A 12,825-nucleotide genomic window follows, 5' to 3' on the forward strand; every position below is an offset into this window, starting at 1 on the left:
TAACTTCCAACAGTATATGCTGGAGGTAATTTCGAGACGGCAGGGGGGCTAATGAAATGACTTCTCTAACACATCTGCGTCATTTCGCTGGCCCAGAGATCGTTGGCGAGTCTTTTGCCACTCGAAATCTCCTCACCGCTATCTCGCATATAGCACCGTACAGTTCAACAGTCCTTATCACCGGTGCCAGTGGCACCGGCAAAGAGTTGGTAGCTCGGCAAATCCACGAGGCAAGCCCTCGCGCCAAGAACTTGTTTATTCCTGTCGACTGCGCGTCGATGACTGGCGAATTGATGTCCAGTCAACTGTTTGGGCATGTTAAAGGTGCTTTCACCAGCGCAGATCAAGGATCTCTTGGCTGTTTTCGAGCGGCGGACAAAGGTACTATTTTTCTCGATGAGATCGGTGAACTTCCTCTTCCGTTGCAAGCGAAACTTCTGCGAGTAATTCAAGAACGCTCGGTCGTACCTGTGGGCAGCCATCAGGCAATACCCGTCAATGTACGAATCCTTGCAGCCACAAATCGAGATTTGAAGCGTGAAATGCTCGCTGGTCAATTCCGAGAGGACCTTTACTATCGACTTTGCGTGGTGACGATACGCACCACTCCACTCTGTGAACGAACCGAAGACATTGCCACGCTTGTTCCCAAGTTTCTCGACGAATTAGCAGCTGAGGGGCACCCTCGCCAGAAACTTACTCCAGCAGCCCTTCAATTATTGCAGTCGTACAATTGGCCTGGGAATGTCCGCGAGTTAAAGAATGTCCTCGAGCAGGCGGCCGTAGAAACCGATGGAGAGTGGATCACTGAAGAAGTCTTCATGACCGTGCTATCGAATTCTGCAGGGGGAAGGGTCGAACTTGGAGCACCTGATGCTTCAAATTTCAAGAGTTCAAGCCTAGTCGATCGCTTCCGTTACCCTGAAGTTACTGGTTTCCCTCAACCAGCCCAACAAACCTGGACAAGCCTTGCCGATCTCGAGCGGCAACATATTGTGCTAACTCTCGAGCACACCTACCACAACAAGAGTGCTGCTGCACGCCTATTAAGTATTTCTCGACAGGCTCTCCTGCGGAAAATGGTCAGACTGGGACTTTCTGGTTAGCCGCCTACGACAAAGAACCGATTATTCACCACAGATAATCTCCGTTCTCAAGCCAGCTCTAGGACTCATAGCTTCTGAGAATTAAAGGCCCTTCGTCCGATTTCGGACACTTCTGCAACTTTTGGACTATTTCAGTGTCGGACGACATTGTGTTGATACCGGACGATGGAGTCCAACGCAAATCGCTGCCGATCATAAACTCTCAAAAACATTCCTGTCCAAATTGCAAGTTTCTCTCACCTTAGAGTGAGTTTTCTTTATTCGCCCCAACGTTTGGCGCAACACTTGCTTTATCTCACCACGTAATCGCGAGTGAAGGACACTTGCAGATCTTTACCCGAAAGGCAGGTGCTAATGATGTCTCCACCCACTGTAAACCATATTGACCTTCTGGTCGTCGATAGTGAATCCAAGGACTATCGAAAACTTTCAATTGAAGCACTCGAGGCGGAACTGGTTTGGCATCATGCCGACGACGGCCATCAAGCCCTTCAAATCGCGTCTGGCAAGCATGTAAGTCTCTGGTTTTCGAACATGCAACTTGCTGATATGTCAGGCATCGAACTGTTGCGTCTGATTAAATCCGTGCGTCCGGCAGTTCCCTTCTATCTTGTTAGTAACCACTACTCAGCCGACGAAGAACGCAAGGCTCGCGCTGCTGGAGCTGCCGGTTATCTAAGTAAGCCTGCCGACCATACCTGGTTTGAGATTTGCCGCACGACGCTAGCGCGGATCAAAGTACGGGCAGGTCCTTCCCGCAGAGTTAATGCCTCTCGCGTTTCTTAATGCAACTTCTGCTCACAACTCGTTTACCCAAGGAAACCTGAACATGTCTACGCTCGAAATCCAAGAAATTGAAAATAGCTTTTTCGCAAGTTTTGATGACGCGATCAACTTCGAAAGAATCCGCCACCACCGCGATGGCAGGATGCCCGTCGGCAGTGACGCATCTGCTCACCGCTCAGCCAGACGCCAAGGAAGATGGCGTCACGAAGGACGAGATTCCTGTAAAAGAAGCTACTAGCTGTTTCAAGTGTTCCATCTTTTTTTACCCTGTCCGTAACCACCTTTACCAAACTTCGAGGAGTGTCTCATGCGAAATTTTTTAGCTACCTTCTGTGCGATTTTTCTACTCGCAATCTCAACCACTGCCTCGGCGGTGCCGATTACCGGTTTGTTTAATACGGGTGTCGACGGCAGCGGCAATGCCTGGGGTGCCGGCGGTGTGTCAGACATTCACTACAACGCTGTTCTTATACCTAGCCCCGTGTTCACGCCTGTAACTGTCACGGACTCGGCTTTTCCCTTTCCTCCTTGGGTACCAAACAACGCCAATTCGCGCTGGATTGGCCCCCGTGCTAACAGCCAAGGTCCTGCCGGGAATTACATCTATCGTACGACTTTCAATCTCCCGGCAAATGCAAATCTAAGCACAGCCATGCTCGGTGGTTTGTGGGGCACAGACGACTGGAGCAACGACATTTACCTAAATGGCACGCTCAATCCGAACGTGAGTGCTGGTTTCACCAGCCTCGTGCCCTTCATGGTTACGGCTGGGTTTCAAACGGGACTCAATTCGCTGGAATTCCGCTTGACCAACGCCGGCGGACCGACCGGTCTCCGCGTCGATCGAATCGCAGGAAAGTACGACCTAATTCCCGAACCAGGAACTTGCGCCCTGGCAGCAATCGGATTGGGGGGCATGCTTGTGCGACGAAGAACTTAATTCCGTTGATCGATTGTAATTTTTAATTAACAAACTATTTCTGGAGAAGATCTTATGTATTTCCAACGTTCACTTTACTCATGTGGATTTCTACTTACGCTTTGCACAGTGGCGGCCCTGTTGAACACAGTTGCTCAAGCCGACCCATTACCCGGCCAGTTACTGAAGTTTCAACAAAACCCAATGATCGGCACGCAAGTCGGAGTTAGAGCAGATGGAACTCCCGATATTTACAATGGTCACGATGAACTCAGCACGGCCTGGTTGAATTCTCCTGTACCTCCCAATCCAGGAGGTCCTTTGCTCTATAGGGGTGTCTCCATGGCTGACGACTTTGCGGACAACTTCAATTCGCCGGTCGTCCATATTTCCTGGTGGGGTTCATATCTGAACAACTTTCAAAACCCCAATCAGCCTGTAAAGAAGTTTCTCATTGCCTTCGAGGACGATGTACCAGCAGGCCAACCAGGACCGAATGGAACCGTGCTGCCGTACAGTCGTCCAGGCAACGTTCTATCGAGTCAGATTGTGGATCTCGCGGCCGCACTTTCTCCCGGTTCAGGGACATATACTGAAAAGCAGGTCACGTTCGGACTCCCCGAGGACACCTATAAGTACAATGCCGAATTGGCCAAGCCATTCCCTGAAAAACAAGACGCGATCTATTGGTTGAAAATCGTCGCCTTGATTGATGCGCCAAACCTGGCCACTGCGCCAAACACCCAGTGGGGATGGCACAACCGCGACTATACAGTCCAGAACCTGCTTGCCTCGCCAAATGTTGCTCCTGGTGAGCAAGACATGCAGCCAATCGTTGATCCCAATTACCCAACCAAAGTATGGCACTTTCAGGACGATGCGGTGGAGTCCAACGTGCAGATTGAGATCAATGATCCGACGATGCCCAACATGCCCACTCTAGTGTTGCAAAATAATTTTATTGACACTCACTATGCAGACGGCTTGGATGGTCCCGGACCAATCGCAGGTACAAATTTTGGTGGCATTGGCCGATTCTCAAAGGATCTGGCCTTTGAACTCTACACCGTAGTCCCTGAGCCGAGCACCTGTCTCTTGATGCTCGTGAGCCTGTGTGGACTAGCGACTCGCCGTCGTTAGTTCTTCAGGAAGTCTATTAGGCAACCATTAACCCCTCACTGCTGGAATCGTGCAGTGAGGGGCTTCTACCTTACCTTATTCTGCTTGCTTTTACACACTATTAGGAACCATAACATGACTACTACACGATCTTTAACTTGTCTCTCGAAACGCATAATTCTTTCGCTGACAGTTTCGCTCTTCGGCCTAGTTACCTCTGCCGAACTATCTCGCGCTGCAATTATCAGCACGCCGGGTCTAACCGCTGTCCGTTTTTGGGAGGCCAGTGGTCCAATACTTCCTTTCACCTTTGCATTTAATAGCCCTCAAATGACTATAAAGTTGGGTAACGCACTTTCGCCTGCGAACAGAGACTTTTCCCAGTTTCCAGCAGAGCCTTACGACGTGTTCTATTCGGATTCCAACGGGGCATTTAATCTGAATGGCAACTATGTGACTGTCGAAGCAGCGTTCCCGCGTCCCCTTCCTGCAGGTGGGGGTCTTAATCTCGGTGCCGTCGATCTGATATTCGGCAGTTCCTCTTTACGCGCCGATGTGCTGTCTAGCTGGGTCGGATTGGGCAACAACTACATTGCTGGCTCAGAGGTATTGGCAGTTGACACAGATACTGCAATTCCATCCACGTTCACGACGATGGGACATACCACTGCTCCACACACCCAACATTTGCGTGTGACTGTGACTTGGTCAAAGTTGGTTCCGGAACCTGCCGCAGTTTCACTCCTCATTGCAGCGATCGGAATCCTGGTTGGGACCCACCGACCAACTAACCACGTTTAGTCATTACACCATTACTTCTTATTCATGAGTAGGATGCCCAGTGTAGACGTACCCAAAGAGGCCCCCCAATCACCGTATTTTCCGATGAATGCCCTGATTGGCTCAGCAGTGCTGTAGGATCGCAGAGCCACTTGGATTACCATAGGAGAGGCAGAGAAATCAGCCACTTCCTGGAATGACCCATAGTTTTATGCCCAAGCCGGCGTATGCCTGAATCATCATTGCGACCTACGCCCGATCAAGAGATGGCCAACCCAGAGAAGCTAACTCTCTCCGTCTTGTTCTACCATCGTCATCAACGGGTCTTCGCCACTCCTTTGGATACACGATTAGAAATCGGCAGGCAGCGATCCGGGGAGCCGGCCCCGCGTCGACGAATCGATCGCACGGGATATGCCCGCATCGTTTTGGCACCGTTTGACGATGTCGACATTTCTCGCTCGCATCTCGCTCTGGTGGCCTTGAATGAGAATGAGATTGAGGTGACCAACCTTAGCCGATCTCAACCCGTAAGATTGTCGCGGGAGAAGATGCTAACACCTGGCGAGAAGACGATCACCTCGCCTCCACTATTGGCCCAGTTCAGTTCGTACGCCGTGCGGGTAGAACCGCCTCTCGAAGAAGACCTGGATCTCCAACCGCTGCCAGAAGCGACGATGCCCCCCGGACCAAAGTCGGTAGAGAGTGGGCTAGGCCGGCTGAATATCGACACCATGGACGAGCGCTTGTTGCTGCGGTGGCTGGAAACTGTATTGGGGGTTTTTCAAAGTGCGGCCAACTCACGTGATTTCCCGGTTCTCGCTGCCAAAGCCCTTGTTAAGATCGTCGGGCTCGACGCAGCAGCAATGATCGAATGCGACACACAGAATCGCTGGAATGTGGCGGCCCTCCATTCGGTCATTGAAGGACAAAGCGAAGACACTTGGGTCCCCAGTCAGACGCTGCTTGCGCGCGTGCTCCAAGAAAGACGCACTTTTCGTCATGTGCCGGCTAATGTGCCTGACACGGCTAAGAGCCTGCAGAATGTTCTCGCACTGGTGGCTGCTCCGATCCTCGATGGAGATGGACGTGTCTTGGGAGTTCTCTATGGAGATCGTCGTGGCGGTGGATCGGTCAATGAAATACCAGAGATTAGTCCTTTCGAAGCCAAACTCGTAGAAGTCCTGGCCAGTGGTATCGCCGCTGGTCTTGCGAGAGTGAAGGAAGAAAAGGCGGCGATGGCCGCGCGAGTCCAATTCGAACAGTTTTTCACCCCGCAGCTTGCTGCTCAGATGGAAGAAGATCCGCAACTACTCGATGGGCGCGACGCGAACATTACGGTACTCTTTGCCGACATCCGAGGATTCAGCCGAATCAGCGAGCAACTGGGGCCAGCGCGGACTATGGCCTGGATCCAAGATGTCATGGGGACACTCTCAGAGTGCGTACTTGAATGCGATGGTGTTTTGGTCGACTTCCTAGGTGATGAAATCATGGCGATGTGGGGAGCACCTATTGCCCAATCGGATCACGCTGATCTAGCGTGCCAGGCAGCCATGAAAATGATCGCCTCACTTCCGGAGATCAATAATCGTTGGCAAAAGGAACTCCCATCACCAGTCTGTCTCGGCATCGGCATTAACTCAGGTATTGCTCGAGTGGGAAACACGGGCTCAAAGCAGAAATTCAAATACGGCCCGTTGGGAGACACCGTCAATATCGCCAGCCGAGTCCAAGGAGCAACCAAATACCTGGGAACTGACTGCTTGATAACTGGCTCAACCCGGACTGCATTATCGAATGCACATATCACTCGCAGGTTGGCCTGTGTGAAGGTTGTCAACATCGAGCAACCCTTGGAACTGTTCGAACTCGTTCGAGATGTTCCTGAAAACTGGCAAGCCCATTGCGATCGATATCACGAAGTGCTTAGCGCATTGGAGCAAAAAAATCTTACCTTGGCGGGTGACCTGTCAGCCAAGCTCCGAAATGAATTCCCCGATGACCTGGCCGCATTGGCCTTGGCCCATCGCATTGAAGAGGCGCGACAGTCCCACGCAACTGCGGATAGCGCAATCTGGCAACTTCCAGGGAAATAGTGTCTATTCGGCTTTAGGAGTCGGCTCATAAGCACCCACCGAAGACGATCCTGGCCCCCTTGTCAGTTTGTGCCTTAACAGCTATATTTCCGAGTCTGAATTGCCGGAAAACGCTTTCTATACCGTCTCAAGACTGGGTAGGAACAGGCATTCTGGCAAATAACCACGGCGCCGTAGCTCAATTGGTTAGAGCACTGGACTGTCGATCCAGAGGTTGCGGGTTCGAGCCCCGTCGGCGTCGCTTCTGTTTTCCCCTACAAACCATCGGGGAATTTTTCTCGGGCCTTTTCTGGCCCAGATAGAGTAGTTTGTCTTTCTTTACCCAGTGTGCACCCATAAGAATTAATTAAAGCAATCTTATTTGCACCATTTCTTCTGTGTATAGGGTGGTAGTGGATCAGCGGCAGGATTAAACAGGACAACCTCGTCTTGTAAGGTATGCTCCACTAACCCTGGAGTTCTTCTCCCAAGCGGTGTACTTTCTTGTTATTCTCGATACTAATCGTCGTGCATATTCACTCGCTGCAACTGAATTTTTCTGGCATGCATGCCTTCTAAACATTGGATTCTCAATATGAACAAGACACAGCTTTCTTGTTGGATATTACCACTCTCGATGCTTCTTTCCAGCACCGCCGCAATCGCGCAGTCGATTTCACCTGTGGTGATCGAAGCAGATGTAGTCTATGGCCATAAGGATGGCCTGGCTTTGACGATGGATGTGTTCCGTCCTGAAGTGGAAGCAAATCGAGCGGCAATCCTGTTCATGGTCAGTGGTGGCTGGTATTCAAAATGGTCCCCACCTGAACAGATGCGGCACCTATTTCAACCTTATCTCGACGAAGGTTATACCATGATAGCAGTCCGCCATGGTAGCAGTCCGCGGTATACCATTCCCGAAGCTGTTTTGGATGTGCAGCGGGCAGTGCGATTTGTCCGTCTGAACGCTGCTCGATTCGACATCGAAGCGGACCGATTAGGAGTAATGGGAATGAGTGCCGGAGGGCACCTATCGCTGATTTTAGGCACAACAGGCGACGATGGCGACTCTGAGGCCAAGGAGGAGCTAGGCCGGGTCTCCAGTCGTGTTGCCGCAGTTGTTGCTCTCGTGCCCCCGACCGATTTACGCGTGGCCGTGTGGGATGCACCTGAGTCGTTGCCGGCATATCGGGGATTCCCAGCCCTCAACCTACCTCTCGACATAGCAGGAAGGTATTCACCTCTGGTCAACGTCACCGAGGACGATGCACCTTCTCTAGTGATGATGGGAGGCAAGGACAAACTCGTTCCCGCTAAACACGGCGAGTGGATTGACGACGCCTTTCAGAAAAAGGGGGTGAAGCACAAATTGATCATCTTCCCCGAAGCAGGTCATGGACTTGTAACGGACGCAACTCGAGACCAAATTGTAGGAGAAACGCTCTCCTGGTTCGATCACTACCTGAACCAGGGCGATTAGTGAAAGTGTGCCCATGAATGCTCCAGCTTAAACGACGCAACGAACTCTGACCGCAGAAGTAGGCTCGCCAGTAGATGCTTATACCTTGTGGACTCATATTGCTGGGTGTCTTGCTCCTTGTATTGGGAGGCGAAACGATGCTGCGCGGGGCTGTAGGATTGGCGACTCTGTTGAAGCTTACACCAGCTGTTATAGGATTGACGGTCGTCGCGGCGGGGACTTCGGTTCCTGAGTTGGCTGTCAGCGCGATGGCTTCTTACCAAGGCAGCTCAGAGATTGCAGTAGCGAACGTTATCGGCTCGAACATTTTCAATATCACAGTCATCCTGGGTCTGTGTGCCTTGTTTCGTCCGATTGCAATCATAGGCAATACGATCCGGCTGGAGTATCCCGTTCTCTTGCTCGTTACGTTTTTGGGAGTCGTCCTTGAACATGACGGCAAAATCAGTCGCCTAGATGGTTTGTTATTCATTACCTTCTATGTCGGCTTCACAGCCTATCTAGTTCGCCTGGTGAGACGGCAAGTTTCGTCGGAAGAAGCAGCGAAATTAAAAGCGGAAGTTACCGAGTTGACCCCTGTAGCTGAGCGGCCCCGCGTTTGGATTTGCCTTGCTCTGTTGACAGCAGGTGTTGCCTTCTTGGGAATCGGCGCCAATGTGACAGTCAACGGAGCAGTGCAACTCGCCCGTCTTTTGGGCTGGTCCGAGCGGGTTATCGGTTTGACCATCGTCTCCGCCGGCACAGGTCTTCCTGAGGTAGTGGCTTCTGTGATTTCTAGTGTCCGTGGAAGAAGCGACGTAGCCGTGGGAAATGTCATCGGCTCGAATCTTTTTAATATTTTGGGCGTCTTGGGTTTCAGTTCATTGGCCGCACCGCTTCCGGTCGATCCGCAGTTGGTCTCAACCGACGCTTGGTGGATGCTAGGGATAACAGTCCTCTTGTTCCCGCTTCTCTGGTCTGGTCGTCAAATCATCCGGGCCGAAGGGCTACTGCTCTTGGGAGTCTATTGCTTCTATATCAGTAGATTACTGATTCAGTAAGCAATGTGATCCAACGGAGTGAGTTGCTGACAGGTATGTCAGCGGCTAGACTACTCAACCCGCGGCCTTGAGGACCATGACGGCGAGAGCCACGATTCCTATCGCTGCCAAAGCGGTTTTTACTTGCTCGAACAAGGGCTGCTCGGTTGCGACGTAGGGATCGTTCGCAGGGAAGTCTGGGTCTGTGACATCTGGGCAAGCATGTGTCTCTTCATCCAACTCGGTAAACTCCGGTGGCGTGAGTTGCTGAGAATCCTGTTGCTGCTCAGAGCGCAATTCAGCTAACTGAGCACTGCTTGATTGCCAGTCGTCTTCGGAAGATGCCAAGGTTGATTCAGTAGTCTGTGTTGTCGCTACCTTGGAATCAGGATTCGTGTTTTGAGTTCGAGCCTGCACAAGTGCTTCATCCGATTGCCCGCCAATATTTGGCGCCAACGTCGCCAGAAATGACTCGACACGCCCGCCAAAACTTCCAAGAGTGGTTCCCTGACCGGCGCCGAACAAGACACCTGCCAGTTCACCTCGATCATTAAAGATGGGTCCACCTGAGTCCCCTTGCCTCGCTTCGACATCGAGTTCGACCATCTGCTGGGGCATGTTGGCTTGGGGGGAGTAATACTGTGTGCAGCGGCCGGTGGCAGAACGGTAGATGCCGGGGCCGTACCCGCATATCGTCAAAAGGTCGCCAGGCTGCGGTGCAGAGGCAGCGATCTTTACTGGCTTAACCTGGGGATGCCAGATCACCAAGGCTGCCAAATCCCAATCGGGATCGACCTTGAGCGCACGGGCTTTGGAGGTCAAGCCGTTGGGAAATATTACTTCGATGGGGCCCTTTGCATCTCTGACCACATGCCAGTTAGTAATCACCAGCCCAAACTTCTCGCGGACATCGACTAGCGTTCCGCTGCCGAAGGAAGTAGCTTCTCCCTCAGGTACAACCACTCGCACTACTGCGGGATGAGGTTGAGCGGAGTTCGTTGGAATAGTGGAAGGGTAGGGGAGTGTGCCGAGCGGTGTTTGATTCGATATGGATTGCTGAGATTGGGGTATTTTTGACCCGATCTCTTCTTGCCAGATGCGCCCAAAGTTGGCCGACGAGAAATCGGCCCTCGCCTGCAAGGGGATTGCGACAAGCGCACAAAGGATGGTGCCCGCTATCGTAATTCGATAGCGGGCACCGTGTCTCCAGTACTCGCTTAGCAAATTAATCATCAAAGGGGTCAGTCAAATATTGGAAGCTGGAGGTGGTGTACGACGATTTTGTTCATTGTTGAGGATCATTTGGAGTAACCGTTTGCGTAGCTGTGTGGCTTCCTCGTTTGGTTTGAGGTAGCCCGTCAACTTGGCAGAGGATGAAATCGTCGCGTCTTCCCGTAGTCTGGGACTAAGCATAACCAGTGGCAGTTCATTCATAGCTAGTTCCCCTCCTCAGGCCGCGATCGGTCGACCACCCCGAAGCTCTTCGTCGCGTCGGGGAAAATCCTGGCCTTCGTTGTAGAGAGCTTTGAGCCTCCGCAACTCCGCCCGTAGGGCGTTTTCTGCCAGTTGGGTCAATGTCAATCGTGCCGGGTAGCCGGCCAGATGTACTGCCGCATCGCGTGCCTCGTTCAACACGTCGAGCGGCAAGTAGATCGTGGCCCGTACCTTGGGGTTTCCTTCATGTTGCATGCTCTCGTTCCCTGCTGTGATAAATTAGCCTCAGAGGTTTCGCTCCTTGCGAAACACTGTGTCCCTGGTGCATACATCGGACGTTGGTACCCATTACTGCAAACGTCTGACGTTACGCCGCAGGCATTCGCTAATTAGAAGGAAGGCTACCTGCTGAATAAGTGGAAATATCGACAAGGTTTAACCGGTAGGCCACGCCCGCCGGGATTCTGCCACAAAGATCCCGGACCGCATGGCGGTCCGGCTAGGGAGAATGAAAACGGTTTACAATTGCATCGAGCAATCCCTGAGTTGTGTACTCACTGGCAACTGCCGTGGCGGGAAACCCCGCTTCACTTAGTACCTCAGCGGTCAAGGGACTAATAGCGGCGAGTCGGGACTTGCGCAGGTCCTCGCCAAACATCTGTACCAGCGAGCGAGCAATGGCCGAGCTGGTGACGGTGATCCAGTCGATCTTTCCGGCACGCAGGTTTTCCAAAACGAGCCTGGATGGTTCTTTGACATCCTCACTCTGGTAAACGACCACCTGAGAGACCTTTGTTCCAGCAGCGGTGAGCGTATCGGCCAGCACTTCGCGACCTCGGCTGGCCCTCAAGAGGAGAATATGTTTGCCTGCCGATAAGGGAGCGAGTTTCGCGGCAAGGGCTTCGGCTCGATACTCTTCTGGTTGCAAGTCGGCCTGCAGATGATATTGCTGGAGGGCAGCAGTTGTGGCCGGGCCAATTGCTGCAATTTGACAACTAGCCAATTGCCGAAGGTCACGGCCAGATGCGATTAGGCGATCTAGAAAATACTTCACCCCGTTGGCACTGGAGAACACAAGCCAATTAAAGGATGCAAGTTCAGCTATCGCTCTATCGATCGATTCCCAATCCTGGGGAGGTGCTATGTGGATCGCTGGCTGGCAAAGTGAGATGGCTCCCAATTCATGGAATTTCGAGGCGAGGTCGTTGGACTGATGTTCTGGTCTGGTTATCAACACAGTTTTTCCAAAAAGTGGACGAGTCAATTGCTGCTGAGCCACCGAGAACCAAGGACTACTGGTGGCGGAAGCCACCACATTCCCCACGATGATGATCGCAGGGGGGCGAAGTCTATGACTACTCAAGAATTCACCGAGTTCGCTAAGCGTCGTTTTTAATACCTGCTGGTCAGCGAATGTGCAGTGACGCACGATTGCCACGGGTGTTTCTGCAGACTTGCCGTGGGAGATTAACTCCGCCGACCAATCACGAGCCGTTGTCACACCCATGTAATACACCAGGGTGCCTGGGAACTTGGCGAGACTTGCCAGATCGAGTGCTTCACTTGTTTTGGCATCGCTCTCTTGCCCAGTGATCAGGGCGACACACGAAGCAACATCGCGATGAGTGAGTGGGATTCCTGAATAACTGCTGGCAGCGAGTCCGGACGTCACACCGGGAATTACTTCGTAGTGGAGTCCAGCAGATTCAATCGCTGAAATCTCCTCGGCTGTGCGACCAAAAATCGCCGGGTCCCCCCCTTTGAGGCGAACCACTACTTTTCCCGCACTTGCCGCAGCAACGATTTGCTGATTGATCTCTTCTTGCGTCAGAATACGTCCTTCGCCGTGTCGACCAAGGCATATGAGTTCTCGTTTCCGTGATTCTTCCCTTAGCAAACCCGCGTGGTTGAGTACCACCGGATCGACGAGATAATCGTAAAATACCACGTCCGCGCACTCGAGCAAGCGAAATCCCCGCAATGTAATCAGCGATGGGTCACCGGGGCCTGCGCCCACGAGGTACACTTTGCCAGGTTCTTTTCTCATAAGTCCGGCACCTAGGGAATTGCAGCGGGGTTAGAGTGGATAGCGTAAAGCAACATG

12 protein-coding genes and 1 tRNA gene are annotated in these 12,825 nt (G+C 52.3%); 9 read left to right on the forward strand and 4 right to left on the reverse strand.

The genetic code is table 11. The annotated features are described in order from the left end of the window. The first annotated feature begins 56 nt into the window (after window positions 1-56). The 9 genes from Pla144_RS23050 (at window position 57) to Pla144_RS23090 (ending at window position 9,308) form a co-directional block, all read left to right on the forward strand. The gene (locus Pla144_RS23050) at window positions 57-1,106 is read left to right on the forward strand and encodes a sigma-54 interaction domain-containing protein (protein ID WP_146453062.1); all 1,050 of its coding nucleotides are present in this window, start codon (window positions 57-59) and stop codon (window positions 1,104-1,106) included. 354 nt (window positions 1,107-1,460) lie between these two features. Continuing rightward, window positions 1,461-1,892, forward strand: a complete 432-nt coding sequence (locus Pla144_RS23055) for a response regulator (RefSeq protein ID WP_146453063.1) — start codon at window positions 1,461-1,463, stop codon at window positions 1,890-1,892. A gap of 307 nt (window positions 1,893-2,199) precedes the next feature. Next, window positions 2,200-2,832 (forward strand): hypothetical protein, encoded by a 633-nt coding sequence (locus Pla144_RS23060; RefSeq protein ID WP_146453064.1) that lies wholly within the window; start codon window positions 2,200-2,202, stop codon window positions 2,830-2,832. A gap of 54 nt (window positions 2,833-2,886) precedes the next feature. Continuing rightward, complete coding sequence (locus tag Pla144_RS23065) at window positions 2,887-3,951, forward strand: PEP-CTERM sorting domain-containing protein (RefSeq protein WP_146453065.1); 1,065 nt, start codon at window positions 2,887-2,889, stop codon at window positions 3,949-3,951. Window positions 3,952-4,065: 114 nt separating this feature from the next. Then, window positions 4,066-4,731 carry a hypothetical protein gene (locus tag Pla144_RS23070; RefSeq protein ID WP_146453066.1) on the forward strand — a complete coding sequence of 222 codons (666 nt, stop codon included), beginning with the start codon at window positions 4,066-4,068 and terminating at the stop codon, window positions 4,729-4,731. Between the two features lie 206 nt (window positions 4,732-4,937). Beyond that, window positions 4,938-6,809: an adenylate/guanylate cyclase domain-containing protein gene (locus Pla144_RS23075; RefSeq protein ID WP_146453067.1), complete on the forward strand. Its 1,872-nt coding sequence runs from the start codon at window positions 4,938-4,940 to the stop codon at window positions 6,807-6,809. Between the two features lie 167 nt (window positions 6,810-6,976). Beyond that, window positions 6,977-7,050 (forward strand) — tRNA-Asp (locus Pla144_RS23080). 333 nt (window positions 7,051-7,383) lie between these two features. Continuing rightward, entirely contained in the window at window positions 7,384-8,268 is an 885-nt protein-coding gene (locus Pla144_RS23085; RefSeq protein ID WP_197530959.1) for an alpha/beta hydrolase family protein, read from the forward strand. A 74-nt stretch (window positions 8,269-8,342) separates the two neighbouring features. Further along, a complete protein-coding gene (locus tag Pla144_RS23090) occupies window positions 8,343-9,308 on the forward strand; it encodes a calcium/sodium antiporter (protein WP_146453069.1) in 966 nt (321 codons plus the stop codon). 54 nt (window positions 9,309-9,362) lie between these two features. Here Pla144_RS23090 and Pla144_RS23095 read toward each other — a convergent pair whose 3' ends face one another. From Pla144_RS23095 to cobA, 4 genes are all read right to left on the reverse strand, one after another. Next, window positions 9,363-10,520, reverse strand: coding sequence for a S1 family peptidase (locus Pla144_RS23095; RefSeq protein WP_146453070.1), 1,158 nt, complete (start codon window positions 10,518-10,520; stop codon window positions 9,363-9,365). Between the two features lie 12 nt (window positions 10,521-10,532). After that, window positions 10,533-10,721 (reverse strand): hypothetical protein, encoded by a 189-nt coding sequence (locus tag Pla144_RS23100; RefSeq protein ID WP_146453071.1) that lies wholly within the window; start codon window positions 10,719-10,721, stop codon window positions 10,533-10,535. Window positions 10,722-10,736: 15 nt separating this feature from the next. Further along, window positions 10,737-10,976 carry a hypothetical protein gene (locus Pla144_RS23105; protein ID WP_146453072.1) on the reverse strand — a complete coding sequence of 80 codons (240 nt, stop codon included), beginning with the start codon at window positions 10,974-10,976 and terminating at the stop codon, window positions 10,737-10,739. Between the two features lie 244 nt (window positions 10,977-11,220). Further along, window positions 11,221-12,768, reverse strand: a complete 1,548-nt coding sequence (gene cobA, locus Pla144_RS23110; protein ID WP_146453073.1) for a uroporphyrinogen-III C-methyltransferase — start codon at window positions 12,766-12,768, stop codon at window positions 11,221-11,223. Window positions 12,769-12,825 lie beyond the last annotated feature (57 nt).

Origin of the sequence: Bythopirellula polymerisocia (genome assembly GCF_007860015.1) — a bacterium.
Classification (GTDB): Bacteria; Planctomycetota; Planctomycetia; order Pirellulales; family Lacipirellulaceae; genus Bythopirellula; species Bythopirellula polymerisocia.

Excerpts from the sequence above, each read along its gene's own strand:
- Pla144_RS23050 (WP_146453062.1), top strand. The coding sequence starts at position 57 with ATGACTTCTCTAACACATCTGCGTCATTTCGCTGGCCCAGAGATCGTT.
- Pla144_RS23055 (WP_146453063.1), top strand. The coding sequence starts at position 1,461 with ATGATGTCTCCACCCACTGTAAACCATATTGACCTTCTGGTCGTCGAT.
- Pla144_RS23060 (WP_146453064.1), top strand. The coding sequence starts at position 2,200 with ATGCGAAATTTTTTAGCTACCTTCTGTGCGATTTTTCTACTCGCAATC.
- Pla144_RS23065 (WP_146453065.1), top strand. The coding sequence starts at position 2,887 with ATGTATTTCCAACGTTCACTTTACTCATGTGGATTTCTACTTACGCTT.
- Pla144_RS23070 (WP_146453066.1), top strand. The coding sequence starts at position 4,066 with ATGACTACTACACGATCTTTAACTTGTCTCTCGAAACGCATAATTCTT.
- Pla144_RS23075 (WP_146453067.1), top strand. The coding sequence starts at position 4,938 with ATGCCTGAATCATCATTGCGACCTACGCCCGATCAAGAGATGGCCAAC.
- Pla144_RS23085 (WP_197530959.1), top strand. The coding sequence starts at position 7,384 with ATGAACAAGACACAGCTTTCTTGTTGGATATTACCACTCTCGATGCTT.
- Pla144_RS23090 (WP_146453069.1), top strand. The coding sequence starts at position 8,343 with ATGCTTATACCTTGTGGACTCATATTGCTGGGTGTCTTGCTCCTTGTA.
- Pla144_RS23095 (WP_146453070.1), bottom strand. The coding sequence starts at position 10,520 with ATGATTAATTTGCTAAGCGAGTACTGGAGACACGGTGCCCGCTATCGA.
- Pla144_RS23100 (WP_146453071.1), bottom strand. The coding sequence starts at position 10,721 with ATGAATGAACTGCCACTGGTTATGCTTAGTCCCAGACTACGGGAAGAC.
- Pla144_RS23105 (WP_146453072.1), bottom strand. The coding sequence starts at position 10,976 with ATGCAACATGAAGGAAACCCCAAGGTACGGGCCACGATCTACTTGCCG.
- cobA (WP_146453073.1), bottom strand. The coding sequence starts at position 12,768 with ATGAGAAAAGAACCTGGCAAAGTGTACCTCGTGGGCGCAGGCCCCGGT.